Genomic DNA, 18,065 nt, shown 5'->3' with positions numbered 1-18,065 from the left:
CCTACAGCGCCTGCGACACGCTCGACATGTTGAAGTCCGGGATCCGCAGGGCCGGGGTGGCGGTCCGGGAGAAGTAGTCGTCGCCCCACTCCCGGCTGAAGCTGGGCACCGTCGAGCTGGCCGCGGTGAAGCGGTCGAGCAGGTCGACCGGGCTCTCGTTCCACCGGAAGTTGTTGACCGCCCCGGTGATCTCGCCGCCCTCGACGAGGTAGACCCCGTCGCGGGTGAGGCCGGTCAGCAGCATCGTCTGCGGGTCGACCTCCCGGATGTACCACAGGCAGGTCACCACCAGGCCGCGCTCGGTCCCGGCCACCAGGTCCTCGATCCCGCCGGCGGCGCCGTCGACCTCGAGCACCAGGTTGTCGATCATCGGCGTCGCCGGCTGGCCGGTCATCGCCGCCGAGTGCCGGGTCTGGATGAGGGAGGCGAGCTCGCCGTCGCGGATCCAGTCGGTGCGTCCGAGGGGGAGACCGTTGTCGAAGACCGACTCGGTGTTGTCCGAGGCGGCCGCGACGTTGAACGGCGCGCAGGCCAGGGCGGCGTACGCCGGGTCGGAGTAGAGGTGGACGCCCGGGCGGGCGATCCGCTCGCCGATGCGGGTGCCGCCTCCGCGCCGGCTGTAGACGGACTCGCCCTCGTGGGCGACCCGGGCACCGGCGCCCCAGTAGGCGTCGATCATCAGGTCGGCCACCGAGCTCGGCGGCAGGATCGTGTCGTAGCGGCCGGCCGGCAGGTCGGTACGCCGCCGGCCCCAGCCGAGGCGGGTGGCGACCTGGTCGGCCATGGTGAGGGCGTCCACGTCGGTGAAGTCCCGCGTGGCGCCGCCGACCCAGGCGCTGCTGGCGAGGTCGGTCGTCTTGGCCGTGCACGCGTAGTGACCGGTCGGCTGCGTGTGCCGCAGTCGCAGGCCGCGGGTCGAGCCGAGGAACGTGGTGACCAGCTCGTGGTTGACGAACCCGTAGAGCACGCGATCCGCCGAGGATGCCTGCCCGAACGCCTCGCCGAGGGCCGGCGCGAACGCGTCGTACACGTGGATGTCGGTCTGCTCGGGCACGTCGTCCCAGTCGGGGCTGGTGCGGTCGGCGACGAGGTCGGCGGTGTCCTCGGCGGGGGTGGCTGCCCGAGCCGCGGCGTCGGCCGCCCGCACCAGGGCGTCGGCCTGCTCGCGGGTGCTGGCCGACCCGGACACCGAGCCGGTCGCCGTGCCGGATGCGGCGCCGACGAAGGAGATGACGGTGACGTCGCTGGAGACCATGACGCCGTTGGTGGTGAGGGTGTTGTTGGCCCAGCGCAGGTTGGCGCTGCTCGTCGCCCGCACGATGACCACGCAGTCGTCCGCCGTGGAGGCGGCGAGCGCGTGCTCGAGCAGCTGCTGGGGGGTCACGGTGGTCGCCATCAGTGGCCTGCCTCGTCGTTCGTGTTGAGGATGCGTACGTCGCGGAACAGCGCGGTCGGGCAGCCGTGGCTGACCGCCGCGACCTGGCCGGGCTGGGCCTTGCCGCAGTTGAACGCGCCGCCGAGCACCCAGGTGTCCGGCCCGCCGACCGCCTCCATCGAGCCCCAGAAGTCCGTGGTGGTCGCCTGGTAGGCGACGTCGCGGAGCTGGCCGCCGAGCTGCCCGTCGCGGATCTCGAAGAACCGCTGTCCGGTGAACTGGAAGTTCAAAAGGTTTGCTTGCGGTGTATGCACTTGAGTGTGCGAACGGCCCTCAACGAGGTCGTCGCCTGACGCCCTCGAAGAAGACGACGGCTCGTCGCTGTTCCTCGGTGAGGGGCGGGTATCCGTTCTCACGGAAGTACTTACGAATGGACTTGGCCATCTCGCTGTCCGGGGTAGGGATTCCGCCGGCGCGGGGGCGTGGACCGCCCCGAGGCCGTACGGTGCCAGCTGCATACCCCGCCTTGTCGGTCGCGTTCAGTGAGTGATTGCAGCATATGACCTGGTGGACGCCGTCGGTCCAGTCACCCACGCCGCTCAGCGCGCGTTCTTCATCTGATCTGGTTCCCAGTCTGATGCCGCGCCTCGGGGTTGACCCCATGGGTACGCGCAAGGTCACGCCAGGCATGCCGAGCCGGGGGACCCGGACACGTCGGACCTCACCGTGAGCCTGACGGTCAACCTCGACTCCCCACCACGCCATACCGGGATGCTACTTATAGTCTGTCGACTTATACAAGGCACTCAACGAGTCTCTGGCCGTGCGACAGCGAGGGACGGAAGCGACTCGGAGGCTCCAGCAGTTGGGGCATCGGATTCGGGCTCTGCGTGAGGCACAGGGGCTGTCACAAGAGGCTCTGGCTGAGCGAGCCTCGTTGCACCGGACCTACATCGGATCGGTGGAGCGCGGGGAGCGGAACATCACCGTCGTCAACCTCTGGGCTGTGGCGGACGCACTGGGCGTCGCCGGCGCGGCACTGCTCGAAGAATCAAGCAAGTCGTGAACCCGAGCGCCATCTTGTCGGTTTTTAACATCTTGGGGGATGTCGCGGATGAACGACGCACAGAGTCACATTCGAGCGCTCGCGAGTTTCGCCAAGATCATCGCCAAGAGTGACTTCGTAGATGCAGATGAGATCTGGCAATTGCAGTTGGACCTTCTAGAAGCCCAGCAGGGAATCCAAGTCTCGATCGCGGCAGAAAAGACGCTGCCGCGGGCAAAGCAAGATCGAGAGCGGCTAGAGGAACTTCGGCGGATCCGCTGGCACGCTCGCTCGATGGGTGACGCGCTCGTATGGGTTCTTCTTGGGGGCGACAAGCAGTTGATCGGCGCGCTCTCTCACAACTCGCCTGTGCCTATAGCGGAGGACGGGTACGGAACTCGAGGTGCCCAACACATAGCTGCCGGTCTCAGCAGTCAGGGCTGGGGGTTCCCGGTTCTCCACGACATCTCGAATCTCTTGAGGATTGGAGACGTCACTTTTGTTCGGGTAGATGGGCGGGTGCCCCGGTCGATCACAGTAGAGGTGAAGACGCAACTTCTAGACGTGTCGGAACCCGATGACTCTGGAAAGCGGACCTACCAAGTCAAGACGAAGGTTCTCACGCCGGTCCCGCTAGATGATTCTGGGAATCTGCCACCGGATGTCGTCTATGAACCTGCGGAGCTTCCCCGGGACGACATGCCTCGTGGTCGAGTCGGTCGCCAAAAGGAGCGGATGCGACGTGCCGCCATCCTGGGTTCGTCTCCTGATGGCGTCGTATCGGGACTGACTGAGCCGTTCATCCACATGTCGGTCGACACCTCGTCAACGGACAACTGGCCTCACCTGCGTCGGATCATCCGTCGCGCGCATGCGGAAGGCTTTGCGGGCGAGGTTGTTGACGACGCCTTCTATTACGGAGCGTTCTATTCCAAAGGTGGGGTGACGGCCGACGATATTGCCGCAGCGCCGTTAGAAGAGTCTTTAAAAGACTCCGCATTCAAGAGGACAGATGCGACGGCGGACCGCCCGGTGCTTGTTTGGACGCTGCCGACAGAGCCCTCCCGCGCGCCGACGGTATCGCTGCCCTACGTTCTGTACCCCGTGACCCAGCGCGCCGTTCTTGAGCTCCTGAGATACGAGCTATTGCTCTTGGTCATGGTGGACCAAACGGTAGTTTGCGATGCCTTACGCGCTCGTGGGCTGGAAGTCGAAGTGCGCCCACAGGCTGGGGGACCGGGCGAGATCGTCGTAGTAGACCGTTGGGTGAACGATGACGGTGACCACGTCAAGGCTGAACTTCACGCTGTTCGCCACATCATGCAGGAGACGATCGACGAGTTCCGCGGGCTCGACTACCTCGCAGACATGGTGGCGGGGATGGTTGCCGGGATGCGGACCCACGCCCCCGCTGAGTGGGACGAGGATGAGGCGGGCCAGTCGTAGCGTCGCACGCGCTCACCTCCAGTCAGGTGGGGTTTCGTGCGGCTGGTCCCCCCAAGTTGGGTCAGCGCCCGGAAAATCCTGGGGTGGGAGCTCGCCCGCGTATAGCCACTCGTTCTCTCTGCCCTCGTCCATCGCAATACCTAGTACCAGTCCGCTGGGGGTCCGCCTCCACGCGAACCAGCCCTGACCGTTCCGGCTCACTCGCATGGTGATGCCGTGGTCATGTGGCAGCCCCTGCCGCTTGAAGTCGTCGAGCAGCACCCCACTCATCAGGTCTGGTCGATACCTGCCTCGATTGTTGTAGTGGCCGAGGTGGCAGGTCTGTATCCAGCGAAGCGCCTCACGAGTCTGCTCAAACTCTCGCTGATCGAGCGCCCGGCCGTCGTCGTCGACTCCTTTCAAACCCGCGTTGCGCACGAGTCGGGCTGCTGCTTCTTCCTCAAGGCGTTGTGCCTGAGCTCGGGCCTCCTTGTACAACCGAACACTCGTCAAGCCCTCGCGAAGTGACCGAGATCGGACGATCGCGCGATACTCAGCGTGGTGGCGCGGAAGATCATTGACGGCTTGAAGATCGCCATGAAGCCCGAGAATGAGTGCCACCCGCGCACCTAGAGAGGGTGGCTTGTCGTCGTTGTGAAACCGAGCTCTAGACAGATTTGCGCTGTAGGTGAGCACCAAGGAGAAGAAGTACACGAAGGGCAGCATCGCTAGCGGAAACCAGAGGGAGAACGCGAACTCCAGGCCCTTCTCCTCCGGGTCGAGTCCTTTCCAGGACGCGAGCAGGCCTCGCGTCGTCGCAACGATGATCCAAAGGCCAAGGATTGTGAGCAGGAGGTTGAAGAAGGACTGGGCGGGGCGGGTCTTCCGGTTCGTTCGGGCAACGGCCTCGAGTATGAAGAGGCTGGTGACTAGTGGCAGCAGGGCGAGTTCAATCACAAAGGCGAAGGTGTGAAGGTTAAGAAGGAACTGCATGAGGGCACCCACGCTGACAGCTGCGAGGACGGCGCGGCGGAAGAAGTGCTTCTCCTTCCCCGCTCGCAATGCAGAGAAGATCGCTGCGACGCCATACACGACAACCCATACGATGGTGTCTTTCAGTAGGTGCCTGTTCCACGCACCGATTAGGTGCGCGCCGAAGCAGACGAGCGCAACCCAACCGAGGAACAGCAGGAGGGTGACGTGAAGCTGCCAGAATGCGCCGATCTGGCGTGCCAGCGGCGAGAGTGCTCGCCGTGCCGGCGGGTAGGCCACTGCCGCCAGAACAAGCACGGCCACCCAACAAACGCTCGCCCACTCTCGCGTGTTGAGCGCGTCCATCAACGCTCAGCCTCGCTCAATGGCCGGCTTCGTCGACGGTGTTGAGGATGTTGACCCCGCGGAAAAGGGCGCTCGGACAGCCGTGGCTGACGGCAGCGACCTGGCCAGGTTGGGCCTTGCCACAGTTGAACGCCCCGCCGAGGACCCACGTGTCAGGCCCACCCACGGCCTCCATCGAGCCCCAGAAGTCAGTCGTGGTCGCTTGGTATGCCACGTCTCGTAGCATCCCGTCGATCTTCCCGTCTACGACTTTGTAGAATCTTTGGGCGGTAAATTGAAAGTTGAACCGCTGCATGTCGATGCTCCAGGACTTGTCGCCCACGACGTAGATGCCGCGCTCGACGCGGCCGATGAGCTCGTCGGTGGAGGGGCCGTCGGCGGCCGGCTGGAGCGACACGTTGGCCATCCGCTGGATGGGGATGTGGCCGGGGGAGTCGGCGTACGCGCAGCCGTTGGAGCGGCCGTCGTGGAGCTCGGGCTTCATGTGGCCCATCGACCGGTCCAGCTGGTAGCCGACGAGCACCCCGTCGCGGACGATGTCCCACGACTGCGTCCGCACGCCCTCGTCGTCGTAGCCGACCGTGGCCAGGCCGTGCTCGGTGGTGCGGTCGCCGGTCACGTTCATCACCGGGGAGCCGTACTGCAGCGTCCCGAGCTTGTCGTAGGTGGCGAAGGACGTGCCGGCGTAGTTGGCCTCGTAGCCGAGCGCCCGGTCCAGCTCGGTGGCGTGCCCGATCGACTCGTGGATGGTCAGCCACAGGTTGGACGGGTGGATGACCAGGTCGTAGGTGCCTGCCTCGACGCTCGGCGCCGCCAGCTTGGCCGCGAGCAGGTCGGGGACCTCGGCGAGCTCGGCGTCCCAGTCCCACGTGCCGTCGGTGACGTACTCCCAACCGCGGCCCACGGGCGGCGCGATCGAGGCCATCGAGTCGAAGACGCCGGTGCGCTCGTCGGAGCCCGTCGCCTCGAAGCCGGGCATCATCCGCACCCGCTGCTGGGTGGTGCGGGTGCCGGCGAGGTCGGCGTAGTACTTGTTCTCCTGCACCTGCTGGACGAAGGACGTCGCGTGCGCGACCGCGGCGTGCGCGCGCAGCCGGTCGGTCCAGTCGAGGAGCACGGCCGCCTTGTCGGCGGTGGGCACCTCGAGCGGGTTCACGTCGTACGCCGAGATCCAGGTGACGTCGTCGTGGACGGGCTCGGTAGCGATCTCGACGGGGGTGGTCGTCATCTCCGCGGCGACCTCGGCCACCGCGACCGCGGTCTCGGCGATCCGCCGCGCCTCCTCCGGGGTGAGCACCACGCCGGACGCGAACCCCCATGCCCCGCGGTGGATCACCCGCACCGCGAAGCCGAGGTCCTCGGTGTCCATCGCGGTCTGCAGGTTGCCGTCGCGGGCCGCGAGGTACTGGTAGCGGACCCGCTCGAAGCGGAAGTCGGCGTGGGTCGCCCCGAGCTCGCGGGCACGGCCCAGCGCGACGTCTCCGAGGTCGCGGTAGGGCAGGGCGGCGAAGGTGGGGTCGAGGCCGGGAGCACTCATGGGTCCGAACCTAGCCCAGCGGTTAGGGTGCTCCGCATGACGACACCGGCGTGGCTCGGGATCGGTGCCCAGCGGTCGGGGACGACGTGGTTCACCGACCTGCTCGTCCAGCACCCGGAGGTCGGTCTCGGGACGAACGGCAAGAAGGAGCAGCACCTGCTGCACAAGGTCGGCGACGGCGTGGTGCCGCAGGACGAGTACCTCGACCTGTTCCCGGCCGACGGCGTACGACGCGGGGAGTGGACGCCGCAGTACCTGCGGCATGCCTCCGCCCCGGCCACCGCGGCGCGGCTCCTCGGGCCGGACGTCCCGGTGCTGGTGCTGCTGCGCGATCCCGTCGAGCGGTTCCTCTCCGCCATGCGGCTCGCCGCCACGCGGGCCACCTCGCCGTGGCCCTACCCGGTGCCGATCACGGTCCAGGGCTTCAGCGGCTTCTACGCCGACCAGCTCGCGATGTGGGCCCACCACGTGGGACGCGAGCGGATGGTGGTGATGGTCTACGAGTCCGTACGCCGCTCGCCCCAGGCCGCGGTCGACACCGTGTGGGCGCGCCTCGACCTCGAGCCGGTGCAGCTGAGGGACGTGGACCGCCCGTCGCGCTCCAGCAGCCACGCGACGTGGGAGCCGCCGGAGGGGCTCGTCGAGTCCCTCGAGGTGCTCTACCGCCCGCAGGTGGGCCGGCTGGCCGACGACTGGGGTCTCGACCTGTCGTCCTGGTCGCTGCAGCGTTGAGTCGCTCCCGGGCGCCGGGGGCTACGCGGGATCGCGCGGACCCGTGTCGTCCAGCACGACGGTGGCGCGGGTGCGGGGACGGCACCGGTGGAGGTAGATCCGTTGGCCCTCGACGTAGCGGCGCATGGACGGGTGGTCCGGATCGGGGTGGCTGCCGTCCCGCACGGCCATCCGGCGCGCGGTCTCGGTGAACGGCACGTCGAGGAACACCGACCAGTCCCAGCGGTCGGCCAGCTCGTCGCGGTGCAGGAACATCCCCTCCACGATGACCACGGCGTCCGCCGGCACCTGCTCCTGCGGCGCGTCGAGCGCCGTGTCGGTGCGATGGTCGAAGACGCGGCGTCGGATCCGGCCGTCGCCGTCGGGGCGGAGCGGGTCCAGGACGTGCCGGGCCAGGGCCACGAGGTCGTAGGAGTCGCGGAAGAACCCCAGCGGGGAGTCGCGTCCCCGGCGGTGGCGGACGGCCCGCGGAGCGAGGAAGTCGTCCTCGTGCACGACGAGCGCCGTACGTCCGGCGTCCTCGATCGCGGCCGCGAGTCGAGCCGCGAACGTCGTCTTGCCCGATCCGTCCACGCCGTCGACGGCGACCAGTGCGGGACGTCGGAGCGCACAGAGCTCCTCGGCGAGCTGGTCGCACCGGTGGTCCGCCCTCGAGGTCACCGCCCGGATCATGCCAGCACCCCGGGGACGACTGGGGAGTGCTTGACTGCCTCCGTGCAGGTTCTCGGCGACGTGCAGGCGACGTACCGCAGCTTCGCGGTCTATGCGGCTGACAACTCACCCTGCTTCGAGGAGTGGGCGCTCGGCGTCACCGAGGACCGCGACGTGCAGCGCTGGTTGGCCCGGCTCCCGGAGCCCAAGCGCCAGCCGAACCTCGTCTTCGCCGCGGCCCGCTGGCACGGCCTCGCTGCTCCGGCGCCGTACGACGACCTCCGAGGGGCGCTGCTGGGAGACACCGGGCGGATCCGCGCCACGATCCTGGAGCGGGCCACGCAGACCAACGAGGTCGGCAGGCTGGCGACGCTGCTGCCGGCCGTCGCGAGCGTGTCCGGTGACGGCCCGGTCGGCCTGCTCGAGGTGGGCACGAGCGCGGGACTCTGCCTCTACCCCGACCGGTGGGCCTACGAGTGGACCACCGACGACGGCACGGTGACGACCGGCTCCGCGACCCCGACCCTCCGCGCGGACGTCTCCGGTCCGGCACCTCTCCCGGACCACGTCCCCGAGGTCGTGTGGCGAGGCGGCATCGACCTGAACCCGCTCGACGCCGCCGACCCGGACACCTGCCGCTGGTTGCTGACGCTGGTCTGGCCCGAGCACGAGGACCGACGGGAGCGGCTGCGGCAGGCCCTGGACATCGCTCGACGCGAGCCGGCCGACCTCCGGCGCGGGGACCTGCTGCGCGAGCTGCCCGGCCTGGTCGACGAGGCGATGGCCGCCCTGCCCGACGACGGCCGGCTGCTCGTCCTCCACTCCGCCGTGATCGCCTACCTCGACGTGCCCGGCCGGGAGCGCTTCGACGCCCTCGTGCGGGACCTCCTGACCGATCCACGACTGCACTGGGTGAGCAACGAGCGCCCGCGCGCGCTCCCGGCCGTCACGGCGTCCGGACCCGAGCCGCCGCCCGGGCGCTACGTCCTCGCCGTCGACGGCCAGGCCGTGGGCCACACGCACCAGCACGGTCGCAGCCTGCACTGGTGGGGCTGACCGGCCCTCGCCGATCGTCGCGGCCCCGGGAGCAGGGCCGCCCGGCCCCGGTGGAGCCCTCGAAACTGCGCCTCCTCGCGCGGCGGTGACGCGTGCGGATCGACGGGACTGGCACTCTCGTGACGCACTGCGTGCGCCGGCAGGCCCCTGCCCGCACGCCATCGACCGTCGAGAAGGCAAGGGAGGGAAGCCGATGCGGGCGATCCTGCTGAGCAGCGGGCTGGCGGTGATCTGCTCCCTGCTCGGGACCCGCCTGGCCATCGGCTGGTTCACCACACACGGCTTCGGCCAACCGATCCGGGACGACGGCCCGACGACGCACCACGTCAAACGAGGCACGCCGACTCTGGGCGGGCTGGTGATCCTGGCGAGTGCGACGGCGGCGTACCTCGCCGCGACGATGCTGACAGGCGGGCGGCCCAGTGCCAGCGCCTGGCTGCTCCTGCTCCTGTTCCTCGGGTGCGGAGTCGTCGGGTTCCTCGACGACTTCATCAAGGTCTACACCCAGCACAACCAGGGGCTGACGAGTCGCGCCAAGATGGCCGGACAGACCGTCGTAGCCCTCGCGTTCGGGGTGCTGGCGACGCAGTTCTTCGCCGACGATCAGGGCATCAGGCCCGCATCGCAGTTCATCTCCACCACGCACGACTGGGGGATCAAGCTGCCCCTGGTCGTGGTCCTGCTGGTGATCTGGTTCATCGTGACCGCGACCTCCAACGGTGCCAACCTCGCGGACGGCGCCGACGGCCTGCTCGCCGGCACCTCGGCCATGGTCTTCGGCGCCTACACGATCGTGAGCTTCTGGCAGAACAACCACCGCTGCGGATCCCTCGAGCCCACCGTGGTGGAGTCCCAGTGCTACCAGGTGCGCGACCCGCTCGACCTCGCGGTCTTCTCGGCAGCCATCGCCGCCGCCTGCGTCGGCTTCCTGTGGTGGAACGCCAAGCCGGCCCGGATCATCATGGGCGACGTCGGCTCACTGGCCATCGGCGGAGCGCTGGCCGGCCTCGCGATCATGACCAGGACGGAGCTCCTCATGGCCGTCATCGCGGGACTGTTCGTGCTCGAGACGATGTCCGTGCTCCTGCAGATGGGCTGGTTCAAGCTCACGAGGCGGATCACCGGCACCGGGCGCCGCATCTTCCGCATCGCCCCCATCCACCACCACTTCGAGCACCTGGGTTGGGACGAGGTCACCGTGGTCATCCGCTTCTGGATCATCGCCGGCCTGTGCGTCGTGGCCGGTCTCGGGATCTTCTACGCCGACTGGCTCGGCTGACGCCCGCACGTCTCCCGCCGGCGCCACGGCCACGGTCAGGCCACCACGACCTCGACGCGCGAGCCGTGGTGGCGGTGCTTGTGCACGCGCAGCTGGGTCGGGATCCGGTCGCGCATCTCCGCGACGTGGCTCACGACGCCGACGACGCGCCCGCCGTCTCGCAGGCTGTCGAGGGTGTCCATGACGTCGTCGAGGGTCTCGGCGTCGAGGGAGCCGAAGCCCTCGTCCACGAAGAGGGTGTCGAGGTCCGCCCCACCGGCCTCCTGGGTGATGACGTCGGCCAGGCCGAGCGCGAGGGCGAGGGACACCACGAAGGTCTCGCCCCCCGACAGGGTGGCGGGGTCGCGGGTCTCCCCGGACCAGTCGTCACGGACCAGCAGGCTCAGACCGCCACGTGTCTCGCCGGCACCGCGGCGGCCGGTGTGCTCGAGTGAGTAGCGCTGGTCGCTCATGGTGACGAGGCGCTCGTTGGCAGCCGCCACCACCTGGCCCAGCCGGTGGGCCAGGACGTAGGCGGAGAGCCGCATCTGCAGCGTGTTGTCGGCCGACTTGCCCTCGACGAACGCGGACAGGTGGGTGGCGAGGTCCAGGTCCGCCCGGACCGGCGCCCAGGCGTCGAGCGCGGAGCGCAGCTCGGCGCCGAGGGCATCGAGGCGTGCCACCCGGCGGACGGCGACCTCCAGGCGGGCGTGCGCGGCCCGCGCGTCGGCCTCGAGCGACCCGCGTCGGCGTCGCAGACCCGGCAGGTCGGGAGCGGGCTGGGCCGCCGCCGCGGCGTGGACCGGGTCCTCGAGCGTCTCGCGAGCACGGAGCAACCGGGCCTCGGCCGCGTCCAGCTCTGCCACCAGGCGTCGCACGTCGGCGTCGTCCAGGTGGGCGCTGCGGTAGTCGGCGAGGTCGGCGAAGCCGGCCCTCGCGGCGGCCTCGTCGAGAGCGCGCTCGGCCGAGCGGCGACCCCGCTCCGCGAACCGCAGCTCCTCCTCGGCGGCGCAGGCCTCGGCGAGGCGGTCGTGCCGCCGCCGCAGGTGCTCGCGCAGCGCGGTGAGGGTCGGCTGCCCGGTGCCGTCGAGCACGGTGGCGACCCGCGCTGCGAGTCGGTCGCGCTCGGCCCGGTGCAGCTCGAGGCGGGACCCGAGCACAGCCGACCGCTGCTCCTCGGCGTCGATCTCGGCACGCACGCGCGCGTCCTCGTCCTCCGCGGCCGCGACCTCGGCCCGCAGGGCGTCGACCCGGGCCGCGGCCGCGGCGAGCTCGGTGTGTCGACGCTGCAGGGTCGACAGGTCGTCGTCGAGGGAGCCGGGCTGGGCCGACCCGGTGAGGGCGGCGAGAGCGGCGTGCTGGGACTCCAGCTGCCGGGCGCGGTCGTCCAGGGCGACCAGGACGGTCTCGGCGTCGTCCACCGCCTTGCGCGCCGCGCGCTCACCGGCGGCATCGGGGGACCCGTGGGCGGACACGGCCAGGCTCGGGTGCTCGCAGGACCCGCAGACCGGACAGCTGGACCCCACGGCGATCTGCCCGGCGAGCTCGGCGGCCATCCCCTCGAGGCGGGCCTCACGGATCTCGAGCCAACGCTCCTTCAGCAGGGTGACCTCGGCGCGGGCCGTGTCGCGGTCGGCGACGGCCGAGCGCAGGACCGGGACGAGCGCCGCCCGGTCGCGGGCGGCGTCTCGTCGGGCGCGGAGCTGCTCGACCTCGGCGCTGACGGCCGGCAGCACGGCCGCGGCCTCCTCCGCTCTGCGCACGTCGATGCGCAGGCCCGCGAGGCGCTCGGGGAGTGCCTGCGAACGATCCCGGGCGCTCAGGCGACGTCGCTCGGCGTCCTCGAGGGTGGCGCCGACCTCGTCGCACAGTCGGCGGACCTCCACCAGACGGTCGGCCTCGGGGGCCAGGGCCTCGGCGGACTGCAGGTCGGTCGCCGACTCGGCCAGCGCCCGTGCGAGGTCGTCGGACCCGGGACCCGTCTGCAAGGGGTCCGCGAGCGCGGTCCAGGCGGCCAGCGTGCGCGTCGCCTCGCGTCGGGCGACGTCCCGGAGCGCGGTGGCCTCGACCAGGGCGTCGTCGAGACCGGTCAGGGTCGCGGCCCGCACGGCGCGCTCGACCCGCTGCCGGGACCGGCGATGCCCGTCGGCGTCGTGCTCGGCCAGGACGGCCGCGGCGCCGGCGTGAGCGGTCCGCAGCGCGTCGACCCGCTCGGCGTCGGCGAGGACGGCCGTGACCCGCCTCACGGCGTCGGAGGCGACCGCGTCGGCCACGGCGGCGCCGTAGGCACCCGCCCGCGCGCCGCCGTGCACGTCCTCGAGCCAGCGCCGGAGGTCCTGCGACGACGCGTCCTCGTCGGGCACGGGGACGTCGGCCGTCTCGCTGAGCCTGCTGACCAGCGCCGCGACCGTGGTCGCGTGCTGCTCGGAGGCGCGACGCACCGTCGTGCGGTGCTCGCGCAGCCAGCGCTCCACCTGGTCGAAGCGCCCGGTGCGGAAGACCTGCTGGAGCAGGGCGTGCCGCTCCTCGGACCGCGCGCGCAGGAAGGCCTGGAACCGGCCCTGGGGGAGCATGGCGACCTGGCAGAACTGGGGGAGGTTCATCCCCACGAGCCGGGTCATCAGGTGTCCCGCCTCGTCGAGGCGCGTCGACCGGGTGAGCCAGGCCCCTTCGACCCGCTCGGACAGGTGCACCGACGCCTGCTCGGTGGTGATGCCGGTGCCGCGCTTCTTGGGCCGCTGCCACGCGGGGGACCGCTCGACCCGCCATCGGCGCCCGGAGAGCGTCACCTCCAGCGTGACCGAGGGGGCCACGCCCGGAGCGGCCTGGTCGCAGCGCAACCGCTTGGCCGCCGAGCGGTCGCCGGGGACGTCGCCGTACAACGCGAAGCAGACGGCGTCGAGGACGCTGGACTTGCCGGCACCCGTGGCGCCGCTGAGCAGGAAGAGGCCCGAGGCCGACAGCGCGTCGAAGTCGATCTCGACGGTGTCGGCGAACGGCCCGAACGCCGTGGCCTCGAGGGTGTGCAGGCGCATCAGGCGCCTCCGACCAGGACGTCGAGGTCGGTGTCCTCGCAGCAGGCGTCGACCGCATCCCGGAGCAGGGAGCTCTCGGCCGCGGTGGCGGGCGCGCCGCGCAGCTCGGCGATGAAGTCGAGGGCGACGTCGTGGTCGTCGCGACCGGTGGCGCGGGCCGCCGGTGTGGTGGCCGTCGGGGCCCCCGCCGGGGCGAACCCGAGGACCAGCGCGTGGGGGAACCGGGCGCGCAGCCGGTCCATCGCGTGCAGGGGGCGCACCCGGTCGGTGAGCGTCGCCTGGACCCAGGCGTCCTCGTGCGCCGCCAGCCGGGGGTCGGACAGCAGGGTCTCGAGGTCGCCGCTCAACCGGGCCAGCCGGCGGGGGACCGGTGCCTCGACGAACTCGGCACGGGCCAACCCGTCGGCGTCGAGGTCGACGAGCCAGGAGCCCTTGCGGTGGTCGGCCTCGGAGAAGGAGTAGGCCAGCGGGGAGCCGCTGTAGCGGATCGAGTCGCTGAGGGTGTGGCGTCCGTGGAGGTGGCCCAGGGCGACGTAGTCGATGCCGTCGAAGGCCGACGTCGCGACCCGGGACACCCCTCCGACGCTGATGTCCCGCTCGGAGTCGGACGGCTCGGCACCGGCGACGAAGGCGTGGGCCATCACCACGGAGCGCGTGGACCCGGAGCGGCTCGCGAGGTCGGCCCGCACCCGGGCCATGGCGACGCCGATCGCCGCTTGGTGGGACCGCGCGGAGAGCTGCCACGGCTCGGCGAGGGCACGGGGGTCGAGGTAGGGCAGCGCGTGGATCGCCACCGGCCCGTGCTCGTCCTCGAGCAGGACCGGGTCGCCCACGCTCGCTGCCGACGTGCGGATGAAGACGCCGGCGGCGTCGATGAGGCGGGAGCCGAAGCCGAGGCGCTGGGCCGAGTCGTGGTTGCCGCTGCTCACCACCAGCCGGGCGGGAGATGCGGCGAGCCGGGCGAAGGCCTCGTCGGCCAGGTGGACGGCGTCCACGTGGGGGAGCGCGCGGTCGTAGACGTCACCCGAGACGAGGACGACGTCGATCCGCTCGGTCGCGACCACCTCGAGCAGGTGGTCGACGAACGCACCCTGGTGGCCGAGCAGGTCCTCCCGGTGGAAGGACCTCCCCAGGTGCCAGTCGGAGGTGTGCAGGATGCGCATGGGACGAACCTAATTTCGACCACCGACAGTGGCCGGGAGCCCACGCCGCCGGACGGCCTTCAGGCGTACTGGACGCACCGGCCCGGAGAGGTGAACCCGTAGAGCGTGAGGCCCGCCTCGCGAGCGAGGTCGACCGACAGGCTCGTGGGAGCACCCACGGCGACGAGGCTGCCGATGCCCGCCGTGACGGCCTTCTGGACGAGCTCGAAGCCCGCACGGCCGCTCACCACCAGGCAGGCCGCGTCCGTGGACCGGCCGGCCAGCACGCGGGTGCCGATCACCTTGTCGACCGCGTTGTGACGGCCCACGTCCTCGCGGACGACCTCGAGCACGCCGTCCGCGGACGCCAGGGCGGCTGCGTGCACGCCCCCGGTGCGCTCGAAGACCTGCTGGCCGCCCCGCAGGCGGTCGGGCAGCGTCCGGGCCACCTCCGGGGAGGGGACCGCAGCGCTCCACCGCGCCCCGTGCACGACGTCGAGCACCTCGGCCACGCTGTCCTTGCCGCACACCCCACAGGCCGAGGATCCGGCGCTGCGGGCCTCGTGACGGTGGGCGTCGCCGATGTCGGTGCCCGGTGCGACCGTCAGCGTGACGACGTTGAACTCCTGCTCCGGGTCGAGGTCGGCGTCGGTGCAGTAGGCCACCTGACGCAACGACTCGAGGGGGAAGAGTGACTCGCTCACCGCGAAGCCCGCCGCCAGCTCGAAGTCGTGCCCCGGCGTGCGCATGGTCACCCACACGCGCCGTGCGGGCGCCCCTGTGACGGCCAGCCTGATCTCCAGCGGCTCCTCGGTGGCCAGGCGGTCCTCCCGGTTCCGCGGGCCGTCGTCGAGGTGCTCGGTCACCCGGGTCCGCACCGACGGACCGGGCCGGCGGGCCCGCGCGTCGGTGGTCATGCCGAGACCCGGCGGGCGTCCTGGCGCCGCTGCAGCTCGTCGGCCATCACCCGCAGCTGGCGCCGCAGCGACAGGTCGAGCGTGCCGTCGTCGGCCAGGCGGGCCGCGCGGTGCACGGTCTCGGGATCGCGCGAGGTGATCGGGAAGAACCAGCACGCCGCGTCGGCGAGCACCCACCCCGTGCGGTGCGACGGCGTCGCGGGCAGGTCGGCGAAGAACCGGTCGACGTACGGCGTCGTGAGGTGCTCCTGGTCGGGCAGCCACATGCCCTGCCCGGTCGCCTGGAGCTCGTAGTTGGGCACGTCCTCCACCCCGGTGAAGCGCGCCCACGCCCAGGCCTTGGACTCGTCGTCGGGCATGGAGGCCACGGCACGTGCGTGGTCGACCCGGGAGGTCGCCGTCGGCTCGTCGGCGAGGAAGCGGTCGAGCGTCCGGCGGTCGGTCCCGCCCAGGGCGGCCAGCCGCACCAGCAGGCGCCAGCGCAGCCCTAGGTCGACCTCGACGCCGTCCGGCACGTGGCCGTCCAGCCAGCGCTCGAGCTCGTCGGTGCTGCGGCACGACGCGACGGCGCCCTGGAAGGCCGCGAGCTGGACGGTGCTGCGAGCCTCGGCGGTCGTGGCGCGCGCCAGGCACGCCTGGTGCAGCGACTCGAGGGCGGCCCGGGGGTCGTTCGCGAGGGGGGCGACCTTGGTGAGGAGCCACTCCATCAGCAGCATCGTGCTGGGTGAGGACGCCCAGCCGTTGAAGGACAAGGGCTCGTCGCTGGTCTCGTCCGGGATGGCGACCACCGCGACGGCGAGGACGTCCTCGGCCGTCGCGCCGCCGACCTCGAAGGCGCTGCGCAGGTTGTTCCAGACCGCGGACCGCTCCATGGGGTCCCGGCTGGAGCGGATCACCGAGGGCAGCAGCGAGATCGTCGTCGCGTCGGGCCTCGCCACCAGCCACGAGTTCTCGTCCACGTCGATCACGACCGCGTCGTCCTCGCCGGCCTCGAGGGCCGTGGCCTCCGAGTCCAGCGTCATCGGGACCCGGCGGGTCCCGCCCCCGGCCGGTGTCACCGCGACGGTCAGGGCATGGGTGCGCTCGACCGGCTCGACGGCCGGGGGAGTACGCCGCAGCACCCCGGCCTCCCGGTCATGGGCCACGGTGTCGACCCCGCGCGTGCGCAGCCAGCCGTCGGTGAAGTCGGACAGGTCACCGGCCCCCGCCCGCTCCCAGCTCGCGAAGAGGTCGTGCATCGTCGCGTTGCCGAAGCGGTGCGTCTCGAAGTGGTCGATGACGCCTCGGAAGAACACGTCGTCGCCGAGGCGCCCGTTCAGCTGCTTGAGCAGCGTCGAGCCCTTGACGTAGGAGATCCCGTCGAAGTCCTGGAGGGCGGCCGTCGCGTCGACGGCGCCGTTGCCGGCCACCGGGTGGGTGGCGGGGCCGGCGTCGGCCAGCAGGCCCCACTGGCGGCGCTTGTAGGAGTTGTGCACCCACGCGTCGTCGTACTGCGTGACGTCGGCGGTCACCCGGGTCCCCATGTACTCGGCGAACGACTCGTTGAGCCAGAGGTCGTCCCACCACACGGGGGTGGTGAGGTTGCCGAACCACTGGTGCGCCATCTCGTGCGCCACCGTGGTCGCGCGGACGATGCGGGCGCCCCGGGTCACCTTGGTGGTGAAGATCAACGGGTCGCGGAAGGTCACGCAGCCCGGGTTCTCCATGGCGCCGGCGTTGAACTCCGGCACGAACGCCTGGTGGTAGCTGCCGAAGGGGTAGCGGATCCCGAACAGGCGGTGCATCTCGTCGAAGCCCTGACGGGTCAGGGTGAAGAGCTCGTCGGCGTCCGCGTCGAGCTCGCGGGCCAGGCTGGCCCGCGCCGACAGCCCCAGCGGGATGCCGTCGTGCTCGTCGGTGACGAGGTGGTAGGGCCCGGCCACGACGGTGACGAAGTACGTCGACAGCGGCGGCGTCTCGGCGAAGACCCACGACCCCGGCTCCACCTGTTCCCCCGGAGCGTTGGCGACCACGACCCAGTCCTCCGGGGCCCGCACGGCGAGCCGGTAGGGCGCCTTGAGGTCGGGCTGGTCGAAGCACGCGAAGACGCTGGGCGCCGCGTCCATGAAGGACATGCCGTAGACGTAGTGGCGCCCGTCGGCCGGGTCGACGCTGCGGTGCAGGCCCTCGCCGTCGTTGCGGAAGCGCATCACCGCGTCGACCACGAGCTCGTTGTCACCGGCGACGGTCTCGAGCGGCACCCGGCCCTGGCGGAGCAGGTCCGGGTCGACCCGGTCCCCGTTGAGCGTGATCGACCGGATCGAGACCGGCTTGAGGTCCACGAAGGTCGCGCCGCCGCGGCTGCGGAAGCGGATCGTGGTCTGCGAGGCGAAGGTCGACTCGTCCGTCGCGAGGTCCAGGGAGACGTCGTACGACGTGACGTCGAGCAGCCCCCGTCGGTCGATCGCTTCGGTGCGTTGCAGGCTCAGGTAAGGGGATCCGCTCACCCCGCCACCCTAGCCACCGGCCTGCTCGCGAGGTGGGGGAGATCACCCCTGGGAAGGTCCGGGACGGG

Annotated in this window: 14 protein-coding genes; 5 read left to right on the top strand and 9 right to left on the bottom strand. The window is 70.9% G+C overall.

Translation table 11 applies throughout. The features are described 5' to 3' along the window. Position 1 precedes the first annotated feature (1 nt). Together ASG94_RS18205 and ASG94_RS18200 are read right to left on the bottom strand one after the other, a co-directional pair. Complete coding sequence (locus ASG94_RS18205) at positions 2–1,396, bottom strand: metallopeptidase TldD-related protein (protein WP_056927897.1); 1,395 nt, start codon at positions 1,394–1,396, stop codon at positions 2–4. After that, positions 1,396–1,665: a hypothetical protein gene (locus ASG94_RS18200; RefSeq protein WP_056927896.1), complete on the bottom strand. Its 270-nt coding sequence runs from the start codon at positions 1,663–1,665 to the stop codon at positions 1,396–1,398. The genes ASG94_RS18205 and ASG94_RS18200 overlap by 1 nt, the downstream gene beginning before the upstream one ends. Positions 1,666–2,198: 533 nt before the next feature. On the opposite strand from ASG94_RS18200, the gene ASG94_RS21460 reads away from it, so the two are divergent. Both ASG94_RS21460 and ASG94_RS21885 read left to right on the top strand, forming a co-directional pair. Beyond that, on the top strand, positions 2,199–2,441 hold the full coding sequence (locus ASG94_RS21460) for a helix-turn-helix domain-containing protein (protein ID WP_082624335.1): 243 nt from the start codon (positions 2,199–2,201) through the stop codon (positions 2,439–2,441). Positions 2,442–2,489: 48 nt separating this feature from the next. Next, complete coding sequence (locus tag ASG94_RS21885) at positions 2,490–3,866, top strand: hypothetical protein (protein ID WP_156411693.1); 1,377 nt, start codon at positions 2,490–2,492, stop codon at positions 3,864–3,866. A gap of 12 nt (positions 3,867–3,878) precedes the next feature. On the opposite strand, the gene ASG94_RS18195 is transcribed toward ASG94_RS21885, so the two are convergent. After that, positions 3,879–5,183, bottom strand: a complete 1,305-nt coding sequence (locus ASG94_RS18195) for a hypothetical protein (RefSeq protein ID WP_056927895.1) — start codon at positions 5,181–5,183, stop codon at positions 3,879–3,881. Between the two features lie 16 nt (positions 5,184–5,199). Continuing rightward, positions 5,200–6,720: a TldD/PmbA family protein gene (locus ASG94_RS18190; RefSeq protein WP_056927894.1), complete on the bottom strand. Its 1,521-nt coding sequence runs from the start codon at positions 6,718–6,720 to the stop codon at positions 5,200–5,202. A 36-nt stretch (positions 6,721–6,756) separates the two neighbouring features. Between ASG94_RS18190 and ASG94_RS18185 the strand changes: the two genes are divergently transcribed. Further along, positions 6,757–7,452, top strand: coding sequence for a sulfotransferase domain-containing protein (locus ASG94_RS18185; RefSeq protein ID WP_056927893.1), 696 nt, complete (start codon positions 6,757–6,759; stop codon positions 7,450–7,452). A 21-nt stretch (positions 7,453–7,473) separates the two neighbouring features. Here the strand turns inward: ASG94_RS18185 and ASG94_RS18180 are convergent, their stop codons facing one another. Beyond that, the gene (locus ASG94_RS18180) at positions 7,474–8,112 is read right to left on the bottom strand and encodes a uridine kinase (RefSeq protein WP_235537324.1); all 639 of its coding nucleotides are present in this window, start codon (positions 8,110–8,112) and stop codon (positions 7,474–7,476) included. Positions 8,113–8,166: 54 nt separating this feature from the next. Here ASG94_RS18180 and ASG94_RS18175 point away from each other — a divergent pair, with 54 nt between their 5' ends. Together ASG94_RS18175 and mraY are read left to right on the top strand one after the other, a co-directional pair. After that, positions 8,167–9,159 carry a DUF2332 domain-containing protein gene (locus ASG94_RS18175; RefSeq protein ID WP_056927891.1) on the top strand — a complete coding sequence of 331 codons (993 nt, stop codon included), beginning with the start codon at positions 8,167–8,169 and terminating at the stop codon, positions 9,157–9,159. Between the two features lie 193 nt (positions 9,160–9,352). Next, entirely contained in the window at positions 9,353–10,438 is a 1,086-nt protein-coding gene (mraY, locus tag ASG94_RS18170; RefSeq protein ID WP_056927890.1) for a phospho-N-acetylmuramoyl-pentapeptide-transferase, read from the top strand. A gap of 35 nt (positions 10,439–10,473) precedes the next feature. On the opposite strand, the gene ASG94_RS18165 is transcribed toward mraY, so the two are convergent. The 4 genes from ASG94_RS18165 to pepN are packed head-to-tail and all read right to left on the bottom strand — an operon-like array spanning position 10,474 to position 17,997. Then, the gene (locus ASG94_RS18165) at positions 10,474–13,452 is read right to left on the bottom strand and encodes an AAA family ATPase (protein ID WP_056927889.1); all 2,979 of its coding nucleotides are present in this window, start codon (positions 13,450–13,452) and stop codon (positions 10,474–10,476) included. Then, positions 13,452–14,615: an exonuclease SbcCD subunit D gene (locus ASG94_RS18160; protein ID WP_056927888.1), complete on the bottom strand. Its 1,164-nt coding sequence runs from the start codon at positions 14,613–14,615 to the stop codon at positions 13,452–13,454. The genes ASG94_RS18165 and ASG94_RS18160 overlap by 1 nt, the downstream gene beginning before the upstream one ends. Positions 14,616–14,674: 59 nt before the next feature. Then, a complete protein-coding gene (locus ASG94_RS18155; protein ID WP_056927887.1) occupies positions 14,675–15,511 on the bottom strand; it encodes a formate dehydrogenase accessory sulfurtransferase FdhD in 837 nt (278 codons plus the stop codon). Continuing rightward, on the bottom strand, positions 15,508–17,997 hold the full coding sequence (gene pepN / locus ASG94_RS18150) for an aminopeptidase N (RefSeq protein WP_056927886.1): 2,490 nt from the start codon (positions 17,995–17,997) through the stop codon (positions 15,508–15,510). The genes ASG94_RS18155 and pepN overlap by 4 nt, the downstream gene beginning before the upstream one ends. Positions 17,998–18,065 lie beyond the last annotated feature (68 nt).

This window comes from Nocardioides sp. Soil805, assembly GCF_001429625.1.
Taxonomy (GTDB): domain Bacteria; phylum Actinomycetota; class Actinomycetes; order Propionibacteriales; family Nocardioidaceae; genus Nocardioides.
The sequence above is the reverse complement of the archived record's forward strand: the minus strand, read 5'-3'. Positions and strand labels throughout refer to the sequence as shown.